We start from the raw sequence: 24,579 nt of genomic DNA, 5'->3' as shown, positions 1-24,579 counted from the left end.
TCAGGACTCCAGGCGGGCTCGGGCCGGGTTCGGGACGGCGTCCAGCAGGGACACCGTGTAGGGGTGGGTGGGGTGCTGCAGCACCTGCGCCGTCGGACCGCGTTCCACGACGCGACCGGAGTGCAGGACGAGCAGGTCGTCGGTGATGAGCCGGGCGCTCAGCAGGTCGTGGGTGATGTAGAGCAGCGACACCCCGAGGCGTTCGCGCAGGTCCTCCAGCAGCGCCAGGACACCCGCGCGCAACGTCACGTCGAGCATGGAGACGGGTTCGTCGGCGACGATCACCTGGGGTTCGCAGGCCAGGGCGCGGGCGATGACCACGCGCTGGCGCTGGCCCCCGGACAGCTGGTGCGGCAGCTTCTGGGCGAACTGCCCCGTCGGGGTGAGACCGACCGTCTCGAGCAGTTCGTGGACGCGGCGGCGCGCGTCCGCACCCGTGCGGCCCGTGTGGTTCAGGACGGGCCGGGTGAGGGCGTACTCGACGGTGTGCAAGGGGTTCAGGGCCGCGTAGGGGTCCTGGAACACCATCTGCACGCTGCGGTGCAACGTCACCACCTGCCGCCGCTTCAGCCGGCCGACGTCGAGGTCGCCGAACCGCACGGACCCGGCGGTCGGTGGCTCCACCCCGGTCACCATCTTGGCGATGGTCGACTTCCCCGAACCGCTGGCGCCCACGAGGGCCAGGGAGGCACCGGGTTCGAGGGTGAAGGAGACGTCGGAGACGGCGTGCACCTCCGGTTCCCCGCGCCGCGGCGCCGGGTACGTCTTGGAGACGCCCTCGACCACGACGGCCGCACCCCCCGCGGGCGGGGTGGGGCGGGGGCGCAGCGAGCGGTCGGGGAACCCGGGCAGCGAGACCGTCTCGCCCCGCGGGTCGGCGTAGTGGCTCAGCAGCATCCGCGTGTACTCGTCCTGCGGGGAGCGCAGGACCTGCTGCGACGGGGCGTCCTCGACGATGCGGCCCTCGTGCATCACGAGCACGCGCTGCGTCGCCTCCAGGACGATGCCGAGGTCGTGGCTGATGAGGACGGCCGTGAACCCCTCGGTGCGCTGCAGGTCGACGATGGTGTCCATGACGGCGTGCTGGACGAGGACGTCGAGGGCCGTCGTGGGTTCGTCGAAGACCACGAGCTGCGGGTCCAAGGACAGGGCCAGCGCGATGGACACGCGCTGGCGCATCCCGCCGGACAGCTCCCCGGGGTAGCGCGCGAGGACCTTCGGTTCGAGCTCCACCTTGGCCAGCAGCTCGGCCGACCGCTCCGCCCAGCGCTGCTTCGGCACGTGGCCGTGGGCGCGGTAGATGTCGGCGAAGTGGTCGCGGATCCGGCGAACGGGGTTCAGGGCGTTCATGCCCGACTGCAGGACCATGGCGAACCCGCCCTGGCGCTGCCGGCGCAACCCCTCGTCGTCGAGGTCGCGGATGTCGTGGCCGCCGAAGAGGATCCGACCCCCGTTGGTGCGGGCCGGGGGCTTCTGCAGCCGCGTGATCGCGTAGCCGAGGGTGGACTTGCCGGACCCCGACTCCCCCACCAGGCCGACGAACTCCCCGCGGCGCAGGCCGAAGGAGACGTGGTCGACGGCCTGCACGGCGCGCTGGCCGTGCGACTCGTAGACGACGGACAGGTCGCGGACCTGCAGCAGGTCCTCCCCCACGACGCTCGGGGTCCCGGTGCTCGTGGCCTGGGTGCTCATCGGTCCGCCTTCCGGGTGCGCGACCCCTCGCGCAGTCGCGGGTTGCTCACGGCGTCGACGCCGAAGTTGACGAGGGTGAGGGACAGGGCCAGCAGCGCGATGCACAGACCGGGCGCGAACAGCAGCGCCCACTGCCCCGTGAGCAGGGCGCTGGAGTTCTGCGCCCAGTAGATCATCGTGCCCCAGCTGACGATGGACGTGTCGCCGAGGCCGAGGAACTCCAGGCCCGCCTCGGCGAGGATCGCCGCCGTCGCCGCGCCGAAGAAGCTGCCGACGATGAGCGAGGTCATGTTCGGCAGGATCTCCCGGAACACGATGCGCGGGGCGCTGTCGCCGGAGAACCGGGCCGCCTCGACGAAGTCGCGCGAGCGCAGCGACTGCGTCTGGGAGCGCAGGACGCGGGCGCCCCAGGCCCAGCCGGTGATGACGATGACCGCGATGATGACGGCGATGCCGCCGTTCTGCAGGTACGCCGCGATGACGATCATGAACGGCAGACCGGGGATGACGAGGAAGAGGTTCACGACGAACCCGATGACCTCGGCGACCCAGCCGCGGGTGTACCCCCAGGACAACCCGATGAGGACGGCGACGACCGTGGCGAGCAGCCCGGCGGTGAACCCGACGAGCACGCTGATGCGGGCGCCGTGGACGAGCTGGGAGAGCACGTCCTCCCCGGCCGCGGTGGTCCCCAGCCAGTGCGCGCCGCTGACGTCCTGACTGCGGGGGAAGGTGTTCTCCTTCGCGTCGTACGGGGAAAGCAGCGGCCCGACGAGGGCGAGCAGGAGGAAGAACGCGAGCAGGACGAGGCCGACGCGGGCCTTGCCGTTGTCCCACAGCGTCGCGAGGACGCGGCCGGCGCTGCGCAGGGCGCTGGGGGCGTGCTGGACGTCGAGCTCGGACGAGGTTCTGGTGCTCATGGTGCCGCTCACCTCCGGGTCCGCGGGTCGAGGAGGCCGTAGAGCACGTCGACGAGGAAGTTCGCGACGAGCACGCTGACCGTGATCATGAGGAAGAGCGCCTGCATCAGCGGGTAGTCCTGGCCGATGACGGCGTTGAAGAGCAGGTAGCCGATGCCGGGGTACCCGAACACCTGCTCGACGAGGACGGACCCGCCGACGACCCCGCCGAGGGACAGCCCGAACCCGGTGAGGTTCGGCAGGATCGCGTTGCGGGCCGCGTAGCGCAGGGCGACCGTGCGCCCGCGCAGGCCGTTGGCCTCGGCGAAGGTCACGTAGTCGTCGCCGAGGGTGTTGATCATCGCGTTGCGCATGCCGAGGATCCACCCGCCGAGCGACGTCAGCAGGATCGTGATGGCCGGCAGCGCGGCGTGGGCGAGGGCGTCACCGAGGAACTCCAGGCTGAACCCCGGTGTCGTGGTCGCCGAGTAGGCGCCCGTCGTCGGGAACCAGTGCAGGACGTACCCGAGGAAGAACAGCAGCAGCAGCGCCGTCCAGAAGTACGGGAACGTCGACAGGAAGCTGCCCGACAGGGTCGGCAGCGCGTCCAGCCAGGTGCCGCGCTTCCACGCCGACAGGACGCCGACGAGGGTTCCGAGGACGAACGCGAGGACCGTCACGAGCCCCACCAGGAGCAGCGTGTACGGCAGCGCCTGCGACACCATCGAGGAGACGGTCTGCGGGTAGAACGTGTACGAGACGCCGAAGTCGAGGGTGACGACCTGCTCGAGGTAGGACCCGTACTGCGAGAGCAGGTTCCCGCCCGGGACCCCGAGCTGGGCCTCGATGGCGGCGCGCGTCGCGTCGCTCACGGGGCCGTTCTGGGACAGCTTGGCGATGGCCGCGTCGGCGGGCGTGCCCGGCATGAGGCGCGGCAGGACGAAGTTGACGGTGACGGCGGCCCAGAGGGTCAGGACGAACAACCCGAGACGGCCGAGCAGGTAGCGGCCGGGGAACGATCCCCGGCCGGTCCGCACGGCGGGCGGGCCCGCCACGGTGGGGTCTGCCGCACTGTTGACGACGGTCACGAGGCACCTCCGGCGAGCTTGAGCCGCGTGAAGATCCCCAGCGGCGCCGAGTCGTAGTTCTGCGGAGCCATGTAGGGGTCCTCCGCGGTGGGCCAGCCGACGAACTTGGCGTCGTTGTACAGGCCCCAGAGCCCGCCGTAGTACATGCCGATGACGGGGAGCTTGTCGTAGACCTGCTGCTGCAGCGCCCGGGCCGCGGCGAGCTGGCGGGCCGGGTCGGTGCTGGACTTGAACTCCGTCAGGAGCGCGTCCACCTCGGGGTCGGAGAACCGCTCGTAGTTCGCCTGGGTCGACTTCCCGGCCTCGACGACGAACTCGCTCGACATCAGGTCGTTGAAGGCGCGGAACACGTCCCCGCCGCCCATGCCGCCGAGGGCGACCTGGAACTCCCCGCCCGCGATGGCCGACTGGTAGCCGGCCGGCTGCGGCAGCTGCAGCTTCACGTCGATGCCGAGGGCGCCGAGCTGCTCGACGACCTCCTGAGCGGCCCGCGTCCAGTCGGTGTACCCGTTGGCGGAGGTGAGGGCGAACGCGAACTGCTTCCCGTCGCCGTCCACGAGCTTGCCGTCGCGCTGGGTGTACCCCGCGCGGGAGAACGACTCCAGCGCCGCGGCCGTGTCCTGCACGACCATGCCCTGGTCGGGGATGTCGGGGTTCAGCCAGTCCTGCTGGTTCGGCAGCATGAGACCCGTCTGCCCGGCGGGCTGCATGTAGCCCTCGCTGGCCACCTCCGCGATCCGCGTGCGGTCCAGGGCGAGCGACAACCCGCGGCGCACGTCGACGTCGCCGAACGGGGCGACGGTGTGGTTGGGCAGCAGGGCGATGATGCCGCCCGGCGGGAACCACCAGCGGTTGTGCGGACTGGCCGCCCCCCACGTGCCCTCGACGTCGGAGATGAAGGAGTAGCTCCAGTCGTACCCGCGGGTGACGGTGTCGAGCTGGCTGTTCGTCGCGGGCAGCACGAGGTGCTGGATCTCGACGCTGTCGGCCTGCCAGTACCGGGGGTTCTTGTCCATCGAGTACTGCAGGGAGCTGTAGTTCCCGAGCACGAAGGGGCCCGTGCCGACGGGGTGCTCGTCCTGGAACGTCCCCGGGTCGGCGACCGTCGACCACGTGTGCCGCGGGACCACGTACGTGACCCCGATGATCTGCAGGGCCGGGACGTCCTCGCTCTGCAGACGGCACACGACGCGGTCGCCGTCGGCCTCCACGGACTCCACGTGCTGCCAGACCCCCTTGGCGTCCAGGGCCGGCACCTTCTTCAACAGCTCCAGGGTGAAGACGACGTCGTCGGCGGTGAAGGGTTCCCCGTCGCTCCAGTCCGCCTCGCGCAACGTGAAGACGATGGTCTTCGCGTCGGGCAGCTCCCACGACTGCGCGAGCCACGGGATCTGCTCACCGTCCAGGGGGTTGACCAGGATCAGCGGTTCGTAGATCCACTTCGACGCCGTCCGGTTGTTCACCAGGAACGGGTTGAAGACGCGGTTGAAGAGGGGGTTCCCCTTGTCCGCGTTGATGAGCATCGTGTCCTTCCCGATCGTCGGATCGGGTTGGCTGCGCACCTGCACGCTGCAACCGCTCAGTCCGGTCCCCACGAGGGCGGCTCCTGCGCCGAGCCCCGCGAGCACCCCCCGGCGGCCCAGCGCCGGTCCCTGCCGAAGCGTCATCGCTCGACCTCCACGTTCGTCGTGGAGGCCAGCGTATGCGCTTACATCGAGGTGTCAACCGGAGGGCAGCTCTCCCGGAGCAGCACCTGCACCGGCAGCCGGGACGACAGCAACGGGGCGCCGGGGTCGGCCAGGCGGTCGACGACGGCCCGGACGGCGGCGCGGCCGAGCTCGGCCATGGGCTGGGCGACCGTGGTCAGCGGCGGCTCGGTGAACCGCCCCACGTCCAGACCGTCGAAGCCCGTCACGTAGACGTCGTCCGGGACCCGCAGACCCCTGCGCCGCAGGGCGTCCAGCGCACCGAGCGCGGACTGGTCGTTGGCGCAGACGAGCGCCCGCGGGACCCGCCGGCCCAGCAGGTCCGCGACGGCCGCGTCCCCGGTGTCGCGGCGGAAGTCGCCCCGGACGTGCTCGACGACCGCGCGGTCCAGGCCGGCCGCGTCGAGCGCGGCGAACAGCCCGCGCTGGCGCTCGGCGTCGTCCGGCGAGTCCGCCGGTCCGGCGACGTAGACGAGGTCCCGCACGCCGAGCCGCTCCACGACGTGGGTGACGAGGGCCTGCATGCCGGCGGCGTTGTCGACGCTCACGTGGTCGAGGCCGTCAGGCGGTTCGGCGCCGGTCCGGGCCGCGTCGGCGAGCAGGACGACGGGCAGGCGGCGGGCGACGTGGACCAGCAGGTCGTCGGAGACGGTGCGCGCCAGCACGGCCAGACCGTCGACGCGTCCGGCGATGTCGTTGACGATGACGTCGCGGGCAGGTCCCCGGCCGGCCGCGACCATGAGCGCGAACCCCCGCCGCCAGGCCTCCACCTCGGCGCCGCGCAGCACCTCGTCGAAGTAGAGGTTGGGGCTCTGCGGGGCGGCCCCCCGGCGGCGGTCGTCGACGACCCGGACCCCGTCGGTGAGCTCGGGTGCGGGGCGGTCCTCCTCCTCGAGCGCGTCGTGGCCGGGGAAGCACAGCCCGATGACGCCCGTCTTGCGGCCCGCGAGCGCCCGCGCGTTGCCCGACGGCACGTAGCCGAGGTCGCGCACGGCGTCGAGGACGCGTTCGCGGGTGGCTTCGCGGACGGCGTCGGGGGTGCGCAGGACCCGCGAGACGGTCGCGATCGACACGCTCGCGCGGTCGGCCACGTCGTAGACGGTCGGGGTCCGGTCCCCGGCCGCGCGCACGGGGTGGCGGGCCATGCCCACGCCTCCTGCTCTGCTCCGGCTGCGGTCAGGTCCGCCGATGCTACGACGCGCCCCACCCCCACCCGCGCCCCCCACCACCTGGCGTCCCGCGTGGAAAACACACTTTCCGCCCTCGGAACGCGCCTTCCAGGGGCGGAAAGTGTGTTTTCCACGCGGGAGGGGGTGGGTGGGGCGGCTGCGGTTGCGGGGTGGGGGCGTCAGCGCTTCCCTGCTCCCATGTCCGGTTCAGCGCAGTCCCAGGTCAAGGAGCACGCGCGGCGCGGTGAGGCGTTCGCGCAGCAGCACGAGCACGGTCTGAAGACGCTGGGGCGCGCGGGGGTCGCCGCCGAGGGCCTCGTCTACCTGCTCATCGCGTGGCTCGCGGCGCAGGTCGCGCTCGGCGGGTCGTCGGGGTCGGCGGACTCCAGCGGGGCCCTCGGACAGATCGCGTCCAAGCCCTTCGGCAAGGTCCTGCTCGTCGTGCTGGCGGTCGGCTTCGTCCTGCTGCTGCTGTGGCAGGCCGTCGTCGTCGGGACGGGCGAGAAGACGTCGCACCGGGTGAGCGCGGCGGTCAAGGCCGTCGCGGCGGCGGCGCTGGCCGTGTCGTGCCTGCGGTTCGCCACGGGCGGCGGGTCGTCGTCGGGCAACCAGCAGCAGACGCTCACGCAGCGCGTCCTGGAGGCGCCGGGTGGACCGGTGCTGCTGGTGGTGGCGGGGTTGGCCGTCGTGGCCGTGGGGGTGGTGACGGCGGTCAAGGGGATCAAGCACGACTTCGAGGACAAGGTCGAGGGGTCCCTCTCCCCGGGGCTGCGCCGCCTCGGGGTGGCCGGCGCGGTCGCGCGCGGGGTCGCGTTCGCCGTCATCGGCGTGCTGGTGGCGATCTCCTCCACGGGAGACACGGGCAAGTCCCGGGGCCTGGACGCCGCGTTCCACGAGATCGCGGCCCAGCCCTTCGGCACGGTCCTGCTGCTCCTCGTGGCCCTCGGCGTCGCCGCCTACGGCCTCTTCCAGCTCCTCACCGCCCCGCGGCGCCGTCGGGCCTGACGCCGCGCGACCGGCGGAGACCCGGCGAGGACCGGCGTGGGAAGGTGATCCGCGCCACACGGACTCCGGGAACCCATCCGATCACCGATCGGTTGCGAACTGAGGTTGCCCTCACACCGACGTGCACCTCGGTGCACACTGTCCCAGGGCTCTCGTCCGGTTCGACCTCGAAGCAGGAGTGCACGTGTCGCGAAAGATCATCACCCCCGAGGACATCCGCGACCACGTCCTCCGCCTGGGCGAGAAGTACCCGCCCATCCCGCTGGACTCCGTCGACCGCACGGTCAACGACCCGCGCGGCGTGCGGGAGCGCTTCGGGCACGTCATCGACTACCTCGCCCGCGTCGAGCTCGAGGTGGACCGCAACGTCCTGGAGCTGCTGACGCTGCTGCCGGACGTCTCCGAGACGGACCGCCTCTTCTACGCCGACGTCTGGCAGCCGCAGGAGATCCAGCACGGGCTGATCCTCGACCGGCTCCAGCAGGACATCGACCTGTCGCCGGCGGACCCGAACACCGACCACGTCAGCCCCAAGATCCGCATCCTCGGGTCGCTGGCCCACTTCAAGCCGGTGCAGGAGGTCGCGCGCCTCCTGTACTACCTGACGGGCGCCGCGACGGAGAAGGCCGCGGTCGTGGCCTACAACCTGCTCGTCGACGGGCTCGACGACATGGGCGAGGAGGCCGTCTCCCGCACCATCGTCCAGCCGATCCGCCGCCAGGAGCCGGGGCACTTCGCCTTCTACCGGCTCTCGGCGACCGAGATGTTCCAGCAGAACGTCCTGACGCCGTGGCAGCTGCGGCTGGCCAAGGTGCTGCGCCGCGCCTCCTTCAGCCCCGTCGGCGCCCACACGCCGCAGCACCGCGCGCAGTTCGGCGGTGTCCTGACGACGCTGGGCCTGGCCGACAAGGTCGAGGACTTCGGCGCGCAGATCGGCCTCGTCGAGCGCGAGCTGCTGTGGGCGCGCGACCAGGGGATGCGCGTGCCGGACTACATCCTCGCCGCGCTGCGCGACACCATCGAGCAGTTCCGCGTGAACGGCCTGCCGGGCGGCGTCCACGCCACCGCGTGAGGCGCACCGGGCCGGGCGCCGGGCAGGGCAGTAGCGTCGGCACGTGCCGCTGACCGACCTGCCGCTGGACGCGCTCCGCACCTACCGCGGGGACGACTCCGACCTCGCCGAACCCGCCGGCCTCGACGCCTTCTGGGCGGGGAGCCTGGCCCAGGCCCGCCGCCACGACCTCGCGGTCGAGCTGACGCCGTACACCGGCCCCGGCCTGCCCGCCCTGCACGTCCACGACGTGCGCTTCGCCGGCTGGAACGGCGACCGCATCGCCGCGTGGCTGCTGCGCCCCGCCCACCTGCCCGGGCCGTTGCCCGTCGTCGTGGAGTTCATCGGCTACTCCGGTGGCCGGGGTCTGCCCGTCGACCGGACGACGTGGGCGGCGGCCGGTTTCGCGCACCTCGTCGTCGACACCCGGGGTCAGGGCCACGACACCCCCGACCCCGACCCGGACGTCACGGGCGGGCAGTGGGTCCGCGGGTTCATGACCAAGGGCATCGAGGACCCGACGACGTACTACTACCGCCGTGCCTTCGTCGACTGCGCACGCGCGGTCGACGTCGCCCACGCGCTGCCCGGCCTCGGTGTCGAGGTCGACACCTCCCGGATCGTCGTCCGCGGCGGCAGCCAGGGCGGGGCGTTCTCCATCGCGGCCGCGGCGCTGTCCGGGGACCGCGTCGCCGCCGCCCTCGTCGACGTCCCGTTCCTGTGCCACGTGCGCCGCGGCACGCACGTCGCGGGCGACGGGCCCTACCTCGAGGTCGTCGACTACCTGCGCCGGCACTCCCCCGAGAACGTCGACCGCGCGTTCGCGACGCTCGCGCACGTCGACGGCGCGAACCTCGCCTCCCGCGCGCGGGTCCCGGCGCTGTTCAGCGTCGCCCTCATGGACCCGGTCTGCCCGCCCTCGACGGTGTTCGCCGCCTACAACCGGTGGGGCCACGAGGACCGCGAGATCGACGTGTGGGAGTTCGCCGACCACGCCGGCGGCATCGGTTTCCAGGTCCAGCGGCAGCTGCGGTTCCTGGAACGGCGCGGCCTGCGGTGACTTCGAGCCCGCCGGACGACGAACCGGACCCCTGGTCGCTCTCGCTCGTCGCCCGCGTCGAACGCGACGCCCCCGGCCGTCGTCGCCCCACGCACACCGACGTCCTGGTGGCCGCCGCCCGCGCCGTCGTGCTGCTCCTGGACGACCCGCGCGTCACCGACCCCGACGGGGAACTCCACGCCGCGGTGCAGGCGTGGCGCGACCGGCGCATCCGCAAGATCTGCCGCCGCGCCCGCGGGGCGGCGTGGGACCGCACGGCCGCGCTGCCGCACAGCGAGGCGGGTTCGGGCGACGCCGTCGTCCGGGTGTTCGCCCCGCACCCGCGCGAGGAGGTCCCGGACCTGCTGCGCCCGCTGCAGGTCGGCGGCCTCGACCTCGCCGATCCCGAGGACCTCGCCGTCCCCGGACCCGACGGGGTGCTGACGGTCCGCCTGACGCCCGGGGTCGCGATGACGACGGGCAAGGCCGCGGCGCAGGTGGGTCACGCGGCCCAGCTCGCCTTCGAACGGTTGCCGCGCATCGACGCGTGGCGGCGCGGCGGTTTCGGCGTCCGCGTCGTCACCGGTCCCGTCGTCCTGCCGCCCGCGGACCGGGTGGACGTGCGCGACGGGGGTTTCACCGAGGTCGCTCCGGGGACGGTCACCGCGAGCGCGGGTTTCGAAGGGACGGTCTGACGTGCCGCAGCAGGGAGCGCCGTTGCGGCGCATGGGTTTCCTCACCATCGGGTCGTTCGACCCCGCCGATCCCCGGCCGGGCCACGAGACGACCCTGCGCGTCGTGGAACTCGGGGAGCGCCTCGGGTTCGACAGCGCCTGGTTGCGTCACCGGCACCTGCAGCCGGGGATCTCCTCCCCCGTCGCGGTGCTCGCCGCCCTGACGCAACGGACGACCCGCATCCACCTCGGGACCGCCGTCACCCCGCTCGGGTGGGAGAACCCGCTGCGGCTGGCCGAGGACCTCGGGACGGTCGACGTGCTGGCGGGCGGGAGGTTGCAGCCGGGCGTCAGCGTCGGGCCGCCCATGCAGTACGAGCACGTCAAGGGCTCCCTGTACCCCGACACGGCCGACGTCGAGGACTTCGGCTACGAACGCGTCCTGCGGTTGCACCGGTTCCTGCGCGGGGACACGGCGAGCGACTTCGCCGGGACGCAGGGCATCGAGGTGTTCTCCGACCGCGTCGAACCGCACTCCCCCGGCCTGGCCGACCGGCTCTGGTACGGCGGCGCGAGCCTGCGCTCGGCGCAGTGGACCGGGCAGCAGGGACTGCACCTGCTCGCCTCCAGCGTCGTGCGCGCCGAGGGCGGCTCGACCGACTTCCCGACCGTGCAGGCCTCGCACCTGCGGGCGTTCCGCGAGCTGAACCCCACCGGGCGCACGTCGCAGGGACTCGTCGTCATCCCGACCGACTCCGCGACGGCGGCGCAGCGCGAGCGGTACAGCGCCTACGTCGAGCACCGGTCCGCGCGCGTCGGGATCCCGCAGGGACCGGGGCAGCTGCTGTTCGCGCAGGACCTGCTGGGATCGAGCGCGGAACTGGCCGAACGCCTGTGGGCCGATGCAGGGTTCCAGCTCGTCGACGAGGTGGTGTTCGCGCTGCCCTTCGGGTTCGAGCAGGACGACTACGTGCAGATCCTCACCGACATGGCCACGCACCTCGGGCCGCGGCTCGGGTGGGCCCCCGCTACGGGGTGAGGACCAACCGCAGGACGGTCGCGTCGGCCAGCCGGTCGAACCCGGCGCCGATCTCGTCCAGCGCGAGGTGCCCGGAGACGAGCCGTTCCAGCGGCAACCGGCCCGCCCGCCACATCGCGACGTACTCCGGCACGTCGCGGGAAGGCACGGCCGACCCGAGGTAGCTGCCGACGACGGTCCTCGCCTCGGCGGTGAGGACCAGCGGGTCGAGCGCGACGTGGGAACCGGGCGCGGGCAGCCCCACGGTGACGGTCGTCCCGCCGACGGCCGTCGCCGCGAACGCCGTCTCGAACGCGCGAGCCGACCCGGCGGCCTCGACGACCTTCTCCACCCGGCGGCCGGAGGCGGCCAGTTCCTGCGGGGTGGCGACCTCGTCGGCGCCGAGCGCCCGCGCGGTCCGCAGCTTGTCCTGCGAGGTGTCGACCGCCAGGGTGCGGACCCCGTCCAGCCCCGCGGCGACGAGCAGCGCCGCCATCCCGACCCCACCCAGCCCCACGACGGCGAGCGTCTCCCCGGGGTCGGGCCGGGCGGCGTTCCTGACCGCGCCCCCGCCGGTGAGCACGGCGCAGCCGAGCAGCGCGGCCAGGTCGGCCGGGACGTCGGCCGGCACCGGGACGACCGACCGCCGGTCGACGACGGCGTGGGTCGCGAACGCGGACACCCCGAGGTGGTGGTGGACGGGCGCGCCGTCACGCGTCAGACGTCGTGCCCCGGAGGGCAGGACGCCTTCGGCGTTCGACGCGCTGCCGGTCGTGCACGGGACCCGGCCACCGGTCGCGCACGCCGCGCAGCGCTCGCAGCGCGGCAGGAACGTCGTGACGACGCGGTCCCCCGGTGCCACGTCGTCGACGCCCGGCCCGACGGCCTCGACCGTTCCCGCGCTCTCGTGGCCCAGCAGCATGGGCAGCGGCCGTGGCCGGTTGCCGTCGACGACGGAGAGGTCGGAGTGGCACAGGCCGGCCGCCTCGATCCTCAGGAGCAGTTCCCCGGGTCCGGGGTCGGCGAGTTCCAGTTCGGCGACGACGAGCGGGCGGCTCGTCGCGTAGGGGCGCGGCGCGCCGGACCGTTCGAGCACCGCACCCCGGATCGTCCGCACGAGCGGCAGCCTGTCAGACGGCCGGTCGCGGCGCCCGCGCGCAGACGGCGGCGAGCGCCGCGACCCCGGCGAGCACGAGGAACCCCCCACCGAGGGACGTCGCCGCGGCCACCGCCCCGAGGACGACGGGGCTGACGGTGGACCCGAGGCCCTTGGCGACGGAGTCGGCGGCCGTGACGCTGCCGCGCAGGTCGGGGTGCCAGCCGACGAGGACGGCCGGACTCAGCGGCATGAGGGTGCCCAGGACGGCGCCGAGGACGACCAGCAGCGCGAGCAGGAGCGCCACCGAGCCGTCCCCGCGGACGCCGACGACGAGGGCCAGCAGGGCGCAGGCGATCGGCAGCACCGGGTAGGCCCGGCGGAACAGGTCCTCGGCGCTGCGGCGGCCGAGGACGAGCTGGTTCGCGCCCGCGCCGAGGAAGACCCCGGCCGGGATCATCACCGAGAGCGCGATGCGTTGTGCCAGGGGCGGATCGAGGTCCTGGGCGAGCAGGCTGACGGCGTAGTGCGCGGCCTGGATGGCCCAGCCGACCCCGCCGGCGGCAAGCAGCAGCAGCGCCGTGCGCGGGACCCGCAGGGCCAGGGACGCCTCCCGCACGACCGTGCCCAGCCCGTTGCGGGGTCCGCCGGCGGGGCCGCGGACCAGCGGCATCCGCCGCACGGTGAGCGGGGTCAGCGCCAGGACGACGAGCCCGTAGCCGACCACCGTCCACGACCACACCTGCGGGGCACCCAGGCCGGCCGCGGCCGCACCGAGGCCCAGACCCGCGACGGCGCCGAGGCTCGTGAACGTCTGCAGCACCGAGAAACCGCGGTCCCGCCCACCCGGGTCGTCGCGGTGGGCGTCGGCGACGACGACGGCCGCGCAGAGGACGAGCGCACTGTTCGCGACGCCGGACAGCACGCGGGCCAGGAGCAGTCCGGCGTACCCGGGGTCCAGCAGCAGCGACGCCGACAGGAGGACGTTGAGGGTGACCGCCACGGGCAGCACGCGACGCGGCGACACGACGTCGACGACCGGGCCGAGGACGGCGGTGGCCAGCGCCGCGGCCGCGGCGTAGACGCCCACCGTCAGCCCGACCTGGCCGACGGTCAGGCCCAGCCGCTCCCCGAGCACCACCGACACGGGGGTGAACCCGAGCTGGGACACCGGGGACAGGGCGACGAGCAGCCCCGGCAGGACCCCCACACAGCGACGGGGACGGAGGTTCCGGGGCACGGTCCCGAGCGTAGGTCCGCCGCGAGGACCGGGCGAGGCGGTGGTTGACACGTGTGAGGCCGGGGGTTCATCCTTCCTCACACGTGTTAGGCCATCTCGCGAAGGAGCTCTCGATGGCAGACCTCACCCGCCGGTCCGTGCTCGGCGTCACCGGGCTGGCCGCCCTCGGCACCGGCTTGTCCTGGGACCGGCTCACCGGCCGCGACGTCCCCGGGCGGGACGGGGACGCCCTCACCGTGGCCATCCTCGGCACGGCCGCCGACGCCGCGTCCCGCCAGGCCCTCCTCGACGCCTTCCGCGAGGCGCACCCCGACATCCCCGTCCGCCTCCAGGCCGTCCAGGGCCAGGACTGGACCCAGTTCTTCACCAAGATCCTCACGATGGTCGCCGCCGGCACCCCGCCGGACGTCTGCCTCATCGCCACCGAGGGCGCGCAGCTCTTCGCCGACCGGCTCGCGCACCCGCTCGACGAGTTCGTCACGCGCGACGCGGCCGACCTGCAGGACTACTTCGACGACGTGCACCCCTCGCTCGTCGAGTCGTTCATGTACCAGGGGTCGCTGTTCATGCTCCCCGCCGACTTCAACGCCGCGAACGTCTACTACAACGCCGGCGCCCTGCAGCGGGCCGGCCTCGAACGCCCCGCGGACGACTGGACCGTCGACGACTTCGTCACCGTCGCCCGCGCCATGCGGCAGGGCGCCGGCGGTTCCTCCTTCCGCCCGTACTTCTGGACCAACCGCCTGTGGGGCGGGGTCGTCCCCTGGCTCTACGTGCACGGGACGAGCTTCCTGCGCGAGTCCCGCGCGGGCGGCGGTGAGTGGTTCTGGCGCAAGTTCTACGCCGGCGACCCGACCGCGGCCTCCCGCTCGGGCGGGTACCAGTGGCTGGAAGCCGGCGCCGACGACCCCGCCGTCCTGGAGACGTTCGAGTTCCTCCGGGACCTCACCGCCGAGGGGCTCGGCTCCTCCCCCGCCCAGGGCGGCGGCAACGAACTCGTGGCCCGCTTCGCCGAGGGGGTCATCGGCATGACCCCGGCCGGCGGGTTCTGGGCGCAGGGCCTGGCCGACGGCGGGATGGGGCCCGACGACTTCGACGTCTCGTTCTTCCCCCGCGCCCGGACCCAGCGCCACCAGTTCGGCTCCGCCGGGTACGCCGTCATGCGCACCTCGCAGCGCAAGGACGAGGCGTGGGAGTGGATCAAGTTCTGCTCCTCCCGGCGCGGCATGGAACTGTCCTTCCCAGAACCCACCACCACCCCCGCCCGGCGCTCCCTGGTGGACGAGGCGTTCTACGCCGGCACCGGGCCGAAGCACTGGTCGGTGTTCTACGACACCCTCGACCGCTTCCCCGACACCGGCCCCATCCCGGCACCGCCGCAGCAGGCGGCCGTCGAGACGGCCCTGGTCAAGAACGTCCTCGCCGCGGTGACCGCGCCCGCCGGCGGCGGGGTGCGCGACGCCCTCGGCACGATGCAGCGCGACCTCGAGCGCGCCCTGCGGAACGGATCGGTGGACTGATGGCCACCACGGTCCCCACCCCCACGACCGACGTCCGGGTCGGCCAGGTGCCGGCTGCAGGTCGCCGCCCGGAGACGCCGCGGCAGCGGCGCGCCCGCCGGCTCCTCGTCACGCTGTTCCTCGCGCCGACCGTCGTCGGGATCGCGCTGTTCACGCTCGTCCCGATCGTCGCCTCGGTGCTGCTGGCGTTCTTCCGCTGGGACGTCATCACCGCGCCGACGTTCGCGGGCCTGGACAACTTCGCCGACATCGGCGCGGACCCGACCGTCCGGGTGGCGTTCGGCAACACGTTCGTCTTCGTGGCCGTCGCGGTGACCCTGCAGCTCGGGGTGGCGATGGGTCTGGCCGTCCTGGTGCAGTCGAAGATGCCCGGCTGGTTGCGGTCGGTCTTCCGCTCCACGCTGTTCTTCCCGCTCATCCTGTCCGCCGCGTCGGTCTCCCTCGTCATGGCGTACCTGTTCAACGAGGACTTCGGCCTGGTGAACTCGGTCCTCACCGGGGTCGGACTGCCGGACGTGCCGTGGCTGACCTCGACCACGGGGGCCGCGGTGGTCGTCGTGCTCGTCTACGTCTGGCAGAACTTCGGGTTCTCGTTCCTGCTCTTCGTCGGCGGCCTGGCCGCGATCCCCCGCGACGTCTACGAGGCCAGCTCCCTCGACGGCATCGAGGGCTGGGCGCGGTTCCGCTGGATCACGCTGCCGCTGCTGAGCCCGACCGTCCTCGTCGCCTCGGTCATGGCGGTCATCAACGCCCTCCAGATCTTCGACCAGCCCTACGTCCTGACGCGCGGCGGCCCGGGCGACTCGACCCGCACGGCCGTCATGGTCATCTTCGAGTCCGCGTTCCAGCAGTTGCAGTTCGGCCGGGCCGCCGCCATCGGCGTCGTGCTCACCGTGCTCATCATGGCGGTCACCGCCGTCCAGTTCCGGCTCAGCCGCCGCTACGTCTTCCACCAGTGAGGGGTCCTGAGATGGCCACGCTCTCCCCGGCCGGCGCGTCCGGCCTGCAGGTCCGTCCCGCCGCCCCTCGCCCCGTGCGACGGCGCGGACTCCCCCGCCCGGGCACGGTCGGGAAGTTCGCCGTCCTGACCGTCGCGGTGTTCCTCACCCTCGGTCCCGTCGTGTGGACGGTCTGGACGTCCTTCCGGCCGCAGGTGGCCGGCGCGGGCGTCCAGCCCGGGTTCTCCGCCTACGTCGACGTGTTCGCCCAGGCCGACGTCCTCCTGCTCGTCTGGAACAGCGTCCTCGTCACCTCGCTGTGCGCCCTGGGGCAGATGGTGACGGCGGCGATGGCCGGCTACGTCTTCGCCCGCGTGCAGTTCCGCGGCTCCGGGGCCCTGTTCGCCGTCGTCCTCGCGACGATGATGGTGCCGCTGCAGGTGACGATCGTCCCGGTGTTCATGCTCATCCGCGGCATGGGCCTGTCCGACACCCTGCTCGCCCTGGTGCTGCCGGCGATCCCCACCGCGTTCGGCACGTTCCTCATGCGCCAGTACTTCCTCGGCCTGCCCGACGACCTCGCCGAGGCGGCCGCCATCGACGGCGCCGGGCCGCTGCGGACGTTCTCGTCCGTCTACGCACCCCTGGCCCTGCCGGGCATGGCGATCGTCGGGATCCTGGCCTTCAACTACCACTGGAACGAGTTCTTCCGGCCGTTGATCCTCACCGTCTCCGAACGCAACTTCACGATGCCGCTGGGCCTGGTGTCGCTGCAGGGCAACCTCGGGACGGGCAGCGTGTCGACGGTCCTGGCGGGGGTGGTGCTCTCGATGGTGCCCGCCCTCGTCGTGTTCGTGCTCGGGCAGCGACCGCTGCGCGAGGGTCTGACGGCAGGAGTGGGCAAGTGAGCACCGACGTGACCCTGGGACGGACCTCGGGACGGGTGGGGCGGGCCGACCCCGCGTTCCCCGTCCTGCACGGCCGGCCCGACCTCGGCTGGGTGAACGACCCGAACGGCCTGGCCCACGTCGACGGCGTCTGGCACGTGTTCTTCCAGCACAACCCCGCCGCCCCCGTCCACGGCGACATCCACTGGGGGCACGCGAGTTCGGCCGACCTCCTCACCTGGCGCGCCGAACCGGTGGCGTTGCGCCCCACCCCCGGCGGCCCGGACGCCGTCGGGTGCTGGACCGGCTGCGTCGTCCTGGACGGACCGGACCGCGTGCCGACCGCCGTCTACACCGGGGTCGGCGCCGACGGCCCGGAACACGCGGTGACCCTCGTGGCGACGAGTGGTGACGGGTTGCGGACGTGGACGCAGGAACCGGCCGCCGTCGCGGTGCCCGACCCGCAGGAGGGCGTGCGCGAGGTGCGGGACCCGTTCGTGTTCACGCACGACGGGCACCGCTGGGCCGTCCAGGGCGCCGGCCACCCACAGGGCCGCGGCCGGCTGCTGCTGTGGCGCTGCGACGACCTGCGCGCCTGGGAACCGGCCGGGGAACTCCTCACCTCCGACGATCCCGTCGCCGCGCGGTGGGCTCCGGCGAACACGTGGGAGTGCCCGAACCTCATCCCGTTCGGCGACCGCTGGCTGCTCGTGGTGTCGCTGTGGCACTGGCGGGACGGCTCGCACGCCCTGGACGGCGTCAGCTGGCTGCTGGGTGACCTCGAACCCTCCGGCGGGGGCCTGCGGTTCGTCCCCACCGACGGCGGGGAGCTCGACGGCGGCGCCACCTTCTACGCGCCGCAACTGCTCGCCACCGACGACGGCCGGGTCCTGGTGTGGGGGTGGTCCCGCGAGGACGAGCGAGACCCGGCCGACGTCGCGGCCGCCGGGTGGTCCGGCGTGCTGACGTTCCCCCGCCAGCTGCGGCCCACCGCCGACGGTCTCGCCGTCGACCCCGCACCCGAACTCGTGGGCCTGCGCCGGGAGGAGGTCGCCGGCGCGACCCGCACCGAACGCAGTTTCGAGGTCGCGGCGGACGGGCCGGTGGAACTCCTGCTCGACGGCTCCGACGGACCGCGTGCGGTCGTCACCGCCGGCCACGACGGACCCGTGCGGATCCTCGTCGACGGCAGCCTCGTCGAGGTGTTCGAGGCCGGCCGCGCGACGACCTTGCGGGCCTACCCGACCCCCGGCGCCCAGTGGCACGTCCGTGGTGACGCCCGCTGCTACCGGCTGGGCGAACCCGCGCGCTGACGCGACGCTCGACGGCGGGGCGGCGCGACCGAGTCGCGCACGACGACCGGGCACGGCACCAGGACGGTGCCGTGCCCGGTCCTCCGTGCTCCTCCCGCAGCGGAGGGGTCCGTAGCCAGGTCGTCGAGGACCCGGGCGACCGCGGCTTCGCCGATCTGCCGGTGCGGCAACGCGATCGTCGTGAGCGCGGGCACCATGGGGGCGGCCAGCGCGGCGTCGTCGTCGTACCCGACGACGGACAGGTCACCCGGGACGTCGAGGCCGAGGCGGTTCGCCGCCAGCACCGCGCCGACCGCGACGCGGTCGTTCGCGCACACGAGTCCCGTCGGCCGGTCGGGCCCGGTCAGCACGGTCGTCGCCGCCGCGACGCCGTCGGAGATCTCCCAGCCCGTCTCCACCGTCCGCAGCGCGTGCCCGGCGGCGGCGAGCTCGGCGCGCACGCCGTCCTCGCGCAGGGTGCTCGCCACCGCGTCGCGCGCACCGGCCAGCAGCACGACGTCGCGGTGCCCCGCGTCGAGCAGCAACCGCGCCGCGGCCCGGCCACCGGCGACCTCGTCGGCGACGAACGCGGGCACCTGGGGCGCGGCCGGGTCGTAGCAGTTCGCCAACGCGAACGGGACACCGGTGGCGGCCTCGGGCACCGCGTACTCGCGCAGGCTCATCGCCGCGAACAGCAGCCCGTCGACGCGGCGGCCGCGCAACGTCCGGTAGGCGTCGGCCTCGCGCTGCTCCTCGTAGTGCGTGTCGACGAGGACGAGCAGGTGCCCGGACCGTTCCGCGGCCTCGGACGCCCCGCGCAGCAGGTCCCCGCCGTAGGCGGTCGAAGCGATGGCGTCGGTGACCACCCCGAGCGTGCGGGTCCGGCTGCTGCGCAACGAGACCGCCGACGGGTTGGGTTCGTACTCCAGCTGCGCGGCGGCGGCGCGGATCGCGGCCTGCTTGTCCGGGGCGATGTTCCCGTCACCCCGGCCGTTGAGGACGAGGGAGACGGCGCTGCGGGACACCCCGGCCAGGTCGGCCACGTCCTGGGACGTGGCCTTGCGGGAGGGCGGCCGGGTCACCGCGTCAGGTTACCGGCCCGCCCCCACGCATCACTTCTTGGCGTTCCCGCCCTTCGCCTTGTCGCCCGCCGCGTCGGAGGAGAGCGCGGCGATGAAGGCCTCCTGGGGCACCTCGACCCGCCCGACCATCTTCATGCGCTTCTTCCCCTCCTTCTGCTTCTCCAGCAGCTTCCGCTTGCGGGTGATGTCACCGCCGTAGCACTTGGCGAGGACGTCCTTGCGGATGGCGCGGACGTTCTCACGGGCGATGACGCGGGCGCCGATGGCGGCCTGGATCGGGACCTCGAACTGCTGGCGCGGGATGAGGTCCTTGAGCTTGCCGGCCATCATGACGCCGTAGCCGTACGCCTTCTCGCGGTGGACGATCTGGCTGAACGCGTCAACCTGCTCGCCCTGCAGCAGCACGTCGACCTTCACCAGGTCGGCGACCTGCTCGCCGTCCACGTCGTAGTCGAGGGAGGCGTACCCGCGGGTGCGCGACTTCAGCTGGTCGAAGAAGTCGAAGACGATCTCGGCCAGGGGAAGCCGGTAGCGCATCTCCACGCGGTCCTCGGAGAGGTAGTCCATGCCCTGCAGGTCACCGCGACGCTGCTGGCACAGCTCCATGACGGCGCCGATGAACTCCGACGGGGCGAGGATCGTCGCCCGAACGACGGGTTCGCGGACCTCGGCGATCTTGCCCTCGGGGAACTCCGAGGGGTTCGTCACCTCGACGACGCGCTTGTCCTCCAGCGTCACCTCGTACGGCACGCTCGGCGCGGTCGAGATGAGGTCGAGGTTGAACTCGCGCTCGAGGCGTTCGCGCACGATCTCCAGGTGCAGCAGGCCGAGGAACCCGATGCGGAACCCGAACCCCAGGGCCACCGACGTCTCGGGTTCGTAGCTGAGGGCGGCGTCGTTGAGCTTGAGCTTGTCGAGCGCGTCGCGCAGCAGCGGGTAGTCCGACCCGTCGATCGGGTAGAGCCCGGAGAACACCATGGGCTTGGGGTCGCGGTACCCGCCGAGCGGGGTCGCGGACGGCTTGTGCGCGTTGGTGACGGTGTCGCCGACCTTGGACTGGCGGACGTCCTTCACCCCGGTGATGAGGTAGCCCACCTCGCCCACGCCGAGCCCCTGCGACGGGGTCGGCTCGGGCGAGCTGACGCCGATCTCCAGGAGTTCGTGCGTGGCCTTCGTCGACATCATCGCGATGCGCTCGCGCGGGGAGAGCTTGCCGTCGATCACCCGCACGTAGGTCACGACGCCGCGGTACGTGTCGTAGACGGAGTCGAAGATCATCGCGCGCGCCGGGGCGTTCGCGTCGCCGACGGGGGCAGGGATCTCCTGGACGATGTGGTCCAGGAGCAGGTCCACGCCCACACCGGTCTTGCCCGAGACGCGCAGGCAGTCCTGCGGTTCGCAGCCGATGAGCTTGGCCAGTTCCTCGGCGAACTTCTCCGGCTGGGCCGCGGGCAGGTCGATCTTGTTGAGGACCGGGATGATCGTGAGGTCGTTCTCCATGGCGAGGTACAGGTTCGCCAGGGTCTGCGCCTCGATGCCCTGCGCCGCGTCCACCAGCAGCACCGCCCCCTCGCACGCCGCGAGCGAACGGGACACCTCGTACGTGAAGTCGACGTGCCCCGGGGTGTCGATCATGTTCAGCGCGTAGGACGTGCCGCCGACGTCCCACGGCATGCGCACGGCCTGCGACTTGATCGTGATGCCGCGCTCGCGCTCGATGTCCATCCGGTCGAGGTACTGCGCGCGCATGGCCCGCTCGTCGACGACGCCGGTCAGCTGCAGCATGCGGTCGGCCAGCGTCGACTTGCCGTGGTCGATGTGGGCGATGATGCAGAAGTTGCGCAGCAGCAGCGGCGCGGTCGCGGCGGGTGCCGGTGCGTCGGCGGCTCTCGGGGACACGGGCTGGGGGCACCTCTCGGTCGGGCGGGCGGACAGCCTCCATGGTCGCACGGCCGGAACCACCCCACCGGAACCCCGCGAGCGGTCCCGGCGTCCGAGGTCTGCGGTCACGGCGACCGCACCCGACGGAGGTGTCCGATGCGCTCCCCCACCCCCTCCCCCTCCCGCGCACGGACCCACCGGTGGGCGGCCCCCGCCCTGGCGCTCACCCTGCTGCTGGGCGCGTCCGCGTGCAGCGGGGGCGGTGCGGACTCCTCAGGGTCCTCCGGGTCTTCGGGGTCCTCCGGGCAGCCCGCCGCCGGCGGCGGAGCGGTCGCTGCGGCGCAGTCCGACGCTCAGGCCGAGGGGGTCACCGGCACCGACACCGCCGCGCAGGGCCGCGCCGTCGTCTCCACCGCGACCCTGGCCGTGCGCGTCCGCGACCTGCCCACCGCGGTGGAGGCTGCGACGGCCCGCACGGTCCAGGCCGGCGGGATCGTCGCGGCCAGCCGGTCCGGAGGGGGCGAGGGGTCCGAGACGGCCCACCTCACGCTGCGCGTCCCCTCACCCGTCTACCCGCAGGTCCTCGACGACCTCGCCGCGCTCGGCCAGGAGACCGATCGGACCACCACGAGCGCCGACGTCACCGCCGAGGTCGCCGACGTCGGCAGCCGCGTCACCTCGGCCCAGGCCGTGCTGGAGACGTTCCGCTCCCGGCTGCCGCGGGCGACGACGGTGCCGGACATCCTGGCGATCGAGGGCGAGATCGCCCGCCGCGAGGCCGACCTGGAGGCGTTGCAGGCCCGGCAGCGGGTCCTCGCCGACCAGACCGCGCTGGCGACCGTGGACGTCGACCTCACCCGCGGCGCCCCCCTGACCGCCGTCGCCGCGCCCGCGGAGCCCGGGTTCCTCGGCGGGTTGTCGGCCGGCTGGCAGGCGCTGGGCGCTGCGGTCCGGGTGGCCGCCCTCGTCGTCGGTGCGGTCCTGCCCTTCGCCGTCCCGCTGGCGCTCGTCGCCGTCCCGCTGTGGTGGCTGGCCCGGCGACGGCGCGCGCGGACCCCGCAGGACCCGGTCCGCGCGACCTCTTGACCTGAGGGCCCGCGTTCACAGAACGTGTCCAGGTGACAGCAGCGTTGGTGTCGTGCCTGGTCGGGAGCGTGCTCCTGATCATCGCGGGCGTCGGGAAGGTGCGCCGGCCCGCCGGGACCGTCCGAGCGCTGCGCACCCAGGGACTGCCCGCCCCGGCGCCCGCCGTCCGCGCGCTCGGGGCCGCCGAGGTCACCGTCGCCGTGCTCACCCTGGCCGGCTGGACGCCGGCCCTGGTCGCGACCGCCGCCGCCTACGCGGGGTTCACCGGTTTCGTGCTGCTGGCCCTCCTCCGACGGCGTCCCCTCAGCTCCTGCGGCTGCTTCGGCGAACCCGACCTGCCCCCGACCGCCGCGCACGCGGTCCTGACGGCAGCCCTCGCGCTGGCCGCCGGGGTGGCGGCCACCGGACCGGCGGGGCTGCCCGCGGTGTGGGCCGCCGGTCCCGCGGCGACGGCCGCGACCGCCGTCGTCACGGCGCTCCTGGCGGCGCTCTGCCTGCTGCTGCTCACCGGACTGCCGCGGCTCCTGGCCGCCCGGTCCCTGGTCCGCCCGAGGTCCACCAGCACCGCCACCAGCCCCGCCACCACCGCCCGCCACCGGAGGACCGCGTGAGCACGACCGTGACGACCGTCCTGCTCGTCGGACTGACGCTGGCCGTCGTCCTGCTGTCCGTGCTCGTCGCGGGGCTGCTGCGCTCCCACGCCGAGATCCTGCGGTCGCTGCACACCCTCGGGGCGGGCAGGGAGGACACCGCTCCCGGGGCAGGAGGCGGCCTCGCGCGGGGCGACCGGGCGGAACTGCCCTTCGCGGTGGGCCGGGGCGTGGTCGCGGGGGCCGGTCCGGACGGCGGGACCGTCGGCCAGCGCGCCACGACGGTCGCCGGCACGACCCCCGCCGGCGACGCCGTGCAGGTGGCCGTCGGGGCCGGCGGCACCAATACGCTCATCGCGTTCCTGTCCAGCGGATGCCTGACGTGCCAACGCATCTGGGCCCGCCTGGCCGACCCCGCCCCGCTGTCCCTGCCGCCGGCGACCCGCCTCGTGGTCGTCACCCGCGACGCCGACGCCGAGTCGCCCAGCACCGTCGCGACCCTGGCCGCGGGCCCCGAGGCCCGCGGGGTCGACGTCGTCATGTCGACGAGCACGTGGGAGGCGTACGAGGTGCCGGGCTCGCCCTACTTCGCCTACGTCGACGCGGCCGCCGGGCGGGTGCGCGGCGAGGGCAGCGCGACGGACTGGGAGCAGGTCGAACGCCTCGTCGCCGAGGCCGTCGGGGACCGTGCGCTGCAGGTCGACCTGCGCGGGCACGACCACGCGCCCGACCACGCGCACGAGCACACGCACGAGCACACGCACGACCACGCCCACGGGGGCGCCCACCGGGAGGCCCGCGCCGACGCGGAGCTCCTGGCCGCCGGCATCACGCCCGACCACCCCAGCCTGCGGCTCACGGCCGCCGACCAGGTCCCCGGAACGCCCGGACGCTGACCCGTGGACCTCCTCACCGTGCCGGCGGCCGCGCTGCTGCTGGGCGTGCCGACGGCCGTCGTCGCCGCCCTGCGCAGCCTCTGGTCGCCTTGAGGTGAGTCGATGCTCTCGAGCATCACCCCGCTCGGGGAGCGGGGACGCGCCAGCCGGTGGTCGGTCACGGTCACCGCGCACGTCATCGGGTCCGCCGCCGGCGGAGCCGTGCTGGGTCTGGTGCTCGGCACGCTGGGCCAACTGCTGACCCTGGTCCTGCGTCCGGTGGGCGGTCCCGCCGTCCTGCTGGGGGCTGCGGTCGTCGTGGCGCTGGCCGTGGGGACCGTCGCCGCGGAGGCGGGACGCTGGCGACGGTTCCCCAGCTGGCACCGGCAGGTCGACGAGGACTGGCTGCACCGCTACCGCGGCTGGGTCTACGGCGTGGGGTACGGAGCGCAGCTCGGCGTCGGCGTCGTGACGATCGTGACGTCCCCGGTCCTGTTCCTGGCCATGGCGTTCATGGTCGCGACGGGCGGGCCGCTGCCGGGAGCGGTGCTCGGCGCGGTGTTCGGGACCGTCCGGGCGCTGCCGCTGCTGGCCGCCCGGTCCGTCACGACCCCCGCGCGGCTCGCCGGGATGCACCGGCGACTGGAACGGCTCGCCCCGCTGGGGCGGGGCACGACCGGCGCGTGGTCCGCGCTGGTGGCGGCGGCCTCGGTCGCCCTGACGGTGGGAGTCGTCCTGTGAGGTTCGAGAC

Annotated in this window: 22 protein-coding genes; 13 read left to right on the top strand and 9 right to left on the bottom strand. The window is 73.6% G+C overall.

Going from position 1 to position 24,579, the window contains the following annotated elements; translation table 11 throughout:
- From AB1207_RS00550 to AB1207_RS00530, 5 genes are read right to left on the bottom strand one after another with little or no spacing between them, the layout of a single operon-like run.
- A complete protein-coding gene (locus tag AB1207_RS00550; protein WP_367635824.1) occupies positions 1-1,692 on the bottom strand; it encodes an ABC transporter ATP-binding protein in 1,692 nt (563 codons plus the stop codon).
- Entirely contained in the window at positions 1,689-2,612 is a 924-nt protein-coding gene (locus tag AB1207_RS00545; RefSeq protein ID WP_367635823.1) for an ABC transporter permease, read from the bottom strand. Before AB1207_RS00545 ends, AB1207_RS00550 begins: the two co-directional genes overlap by 4 nt.
- A gap of 8 nt (positions 2,613-2,620) precedes the next feature.
- A complete protein-coding gene (locus tag AB1207_RS00540; RefSeq protein ID WP_367636136.1) occupies positions 2,621-3,628 on the bottom strand; it encodes an ABC transporter permease in 1,008 nt (335 codons plus the stop codon).
- Between the two features lie 47 nt (positions 3,629-3,675).
- Positions 3,676-5,346 carry an ABC transporter substrate-binding protein gene (locus tag AB1207_RS00535; RefSeq protein WP_367635822.1) on the bottom strand — a complete coding sequence of 557 codons (1,671 nt, stop codon included), beginning with the start codon at positions 5,344-5,346 and terminating at the stop codon, positions 3,676-3,678.
- Between the two features lie 41 nt (positions 5,347-5,387).
- On the bottom strand, positions 5,388-6,530 hold the full coding sequence (locus AB1207_RS00530; protein ID WP_367635821.1) for a LacI family DNA-binding transcriptional regulator: 1,143 nt from the start codon (positions 6,528-6,530) through the stop codon (positions 5,388-5,390).
- Between the two features lie 222 nt (positions 6,531-6,752).
- On the opposite strand from AB1207_RS00530, the gene AB1207_RS00525 reads away from it, so the two are divergent.
- From AB1207_RS00525 to AB1207_RS00505, 5 genes are all read left to right on the top strand, one after another.
- Positions 6,753-7,559 (top strand): DUF1206 domain-containing protein, encoded by an 807-nt coding sequence (locus AB1207_RS00525; RefSeq protein ID WP_367635820.1) that lies wholly within the window; start codon positions 6,753-6,755, stop codon positions 7,557-7,559.
- Positions 7,560-7,743: 184 nt separating this feature from the next.
- Positions 7,744-8,631 (top strand): SurA N-terminal domain-containing protein, encoded by an 888-nt coding sequence (locus AB1207_RS00520; protein ID WP_367635819.1) that lies wholly within the window; start codon positions 7,744-7,746, stop codon positions 8,629-8,631.
- Between the two features lie 43 nt (positions 8,632-8,674).
- A complete protein-coding gene (locus AB1207_RS00515) occupies positions 8,675-9,670 on the top strand; it encodes an acetylxylan esterase (RefSeq protein ID WP_367635818.1) in 996 nt (331 codons plus the stop codon).
- Complete coding sequence (locus AB1207_RS00510) at positions 9,667-10,344, top strand: hypothetical protein (RefSeq protein WP_367635817.1); 678 nt, start codon at positions 9,667-9,669, stop codon at positions 10,342-10,344. Before AB1207_RS00515 ends, AB1207_RS00510 begins: the two co-directional genes overlap by 4 nt.
- Before the next feature lies 1 nt (position 10,345).
- A complete protein-coding gene (locus AB1207_RS00505) occupies positions 10,346-11,362 on the top strand; it encodes an LLM class flavin-dependent oxidoreductase (RefSeq protein WP_367635816.1) in 1,017 nt (338 codons plus the stop codon).
- On the opposite strand, the gene AB1207_RS00500 is transcribed toward AB1207_RS00505, so the two are convergent.
- Both AB1207_RS00500 and AB1207_RS00495 read right to left on the bottom strand, forming a co-directional pair.
- Complete coding sequence (locus tag AB1207_RS00500; RefSeq protein WP_367635815.1) at positions 11,352-12,458, bottom strand: alcohol dehydrogenase catalytic domain-containing protein; 1,107 nt, start codon at positions 12,456-12,458, stop codon at positions 11,352-11,354. The genes AB1207_RS00505 and AB1207_RS00500 overlap by 11 nt on opposite strands.
- Positions 12,459-12,471: 13 nt before the next feature.
- Positions 12,472-13,677 (bottom strand): MFS transporter, encoded by a 1,206-nt coding sequence (locus tag AB1207_RS00495; protein ID WP_367635814.1) that lies wholly within the window; start codon positions 13,675-13,677, stop codon positions 12,472-12,474.
- A gap of 113 nt (positions 13,678-13,790) precedes the next feature.
- Between AB1207_RS00495 and AB1207_RS00490 the strand changes: the two genes are divergently transcribed.
- The 4 genes from AB1207_RS00490 to AB1207_RS00475 are packed head-to-tail and all read left to right on the top strand — an operon-like array spanning position 13,791 to position 18,335.
- The gene (locus tag AB1207_RS00490) at positions 13,791-15,197 is read left to right on the top strand and encodes an ABC transporter substrate-binding protein (protein ID WP_367635813.1); all 1,407 of its coding nucleotides are present in this window, start codon (positions 13,791-13,793) and stop codon (positions 15,195-15,197) included.
- Positions 15,197-16,156, top strand: coding sequence for a carbohydrate ABC transporter permease (locus tag AB1207_RS00485; protein WP_367635812.1), 960 nt, complete (start codon positions 15,197-15,199; stop codon positions 16,154-16,156). Before AB1207_RS00490 ends, AB1207_RS00485 begins: the two co-directional genes overlap by 1 nt.
- An 11-nt stretch (positions 16,157-16,167) precedes the next feature.
- A complete protein-coding gene (locus AB1207_RS00480) occupies positions 16,168-17,043 on the top strand; it encodes a carbohydrate ABC transporter permease (RefSeq protein ID WP_367635811.1) in 876 nt (291 codons plus the stop codon).
- Positions 17,040-18,335, top strand: a complete 1,296-nt coding sequence (locus AB1207_RS00475) for a glycoside hydrolase family 32 protein (RefSeq protein WP_367635810.1) — start codon at positions 17,040-17,042, stop codon at positions 18,333-18,335. Before AB1207_RS00480 ends, AB1207_RS00475 begins: the two co-directional genes overlap by 4 nt.
- Here AB1207_RS00475 and AB1207_RS00470 read toward each other — a convergent pair.
- Both AB1207_RS00470 and lepA read right to left on the bottom strand, forming a co-directional pair.
- Positions 18,308-19,396, bottom strand: coding sequence for a LacI family DNA-binding transcriptional regulator (locus AB1207_RS00470; protein WP_367635809.1), 1,089 nt, complete (start codon positions 19,394-19,396; stop codon positions 18,308-18,310). The genes AB1207_RS00475 and AB1207_RS00470 overlap by 28 nt on opposite strands.
- Before the next feature lie 30 nt (positions 19,397-19,426).
- Entirely contained in the window at positions 19,427-21,295 is a 1,869-nt protein-coding gene (gene lepA / locus AB1207_RS00465) for a translation elongation factor 4 (protein WP_367635808.1), read from the bottom strand.
- Between the two features lie 138 nt (positions 21,296-21,433).
- Here lepA and AB1207_RS00460 point away from each other — a divergent pair, with 138 nt between their 5' ends.
- The 4 genes from AB1207_RS00460 (at position 21,434) to AB1207_RS00445 (ending at position 24,569) form a co-directional block, all read left to right on the top strand.
- Positions 21,434-22,363 (top strand): DUF4349 domain-containing protein, encoded by a 930-nt coding sequence (locus AB1207_RS00460; RefSeq protein ID WP_367635807.1) that lies wholly within the window; start codon positions 21,434-21,436, stop codon positions 22,361-22,363.
- A gap of 32 nt (positions 22,364-22,395) precedes the next feature.
- Positions 22,396-22,974, top strand: coding sequence for a MauE/DoxX family redox-associated membrane protein (locus AB1207_RS00455; RefSeq protein WP_367635806.1), 579 nt, complete (start codon positions 22,396-22,398; stop codon positions 22,972-22,974).
- Positions 22,971-23,849 carry a hypothetical protein gene (locus tag AB1207_RS00450; RefSeq protein WP_367635805.1) on the top strand — a complete coding sequence of 293 codons (879 nt, stop codon included), beginning with the start codon at positions 22,971-22,973 and terminating at the stop codon, positions 23,847-23,849. Before AB1207_RS00455 ends, AB1207_RS00450 begins: the two co-directional genes overlap by 4 nt.
- 102 nt (positions 23,850-23,951) lie before the next feature.
- Positions 23,952-24,569 carry a hypothetical protein gene (locus AB1207_RS00445; protein ID WP_367635804.1) on the top strand — a complete coding sequence of 206 codons (618 nt, stop codon included), beginning with the start codon at positions 23,952-23,954 and terminating at the stop codon, positions 24,567-24,569.
- The last annotated feature ends 10 nt before the right edge of the window (positions 24,570-24,579 follow it).

The sequence above is a fragment of the Kineococcus endophyticus genome (genome assembly GCF_040796495.1).
In the GTDB taxonomy this organism is placed as follows: domain Bacteria; phylum Actinomycetota; class Actinomycetes; order Actinomycetales; family Kineococcaceae; genus Kineococcus; species Kineococcus endophyticus.
The sequence above is the reverse complement of the archived record's forward strand: the minus strand, read 5'-3'. Positions and strand labels throughout refer to the sequence as shown.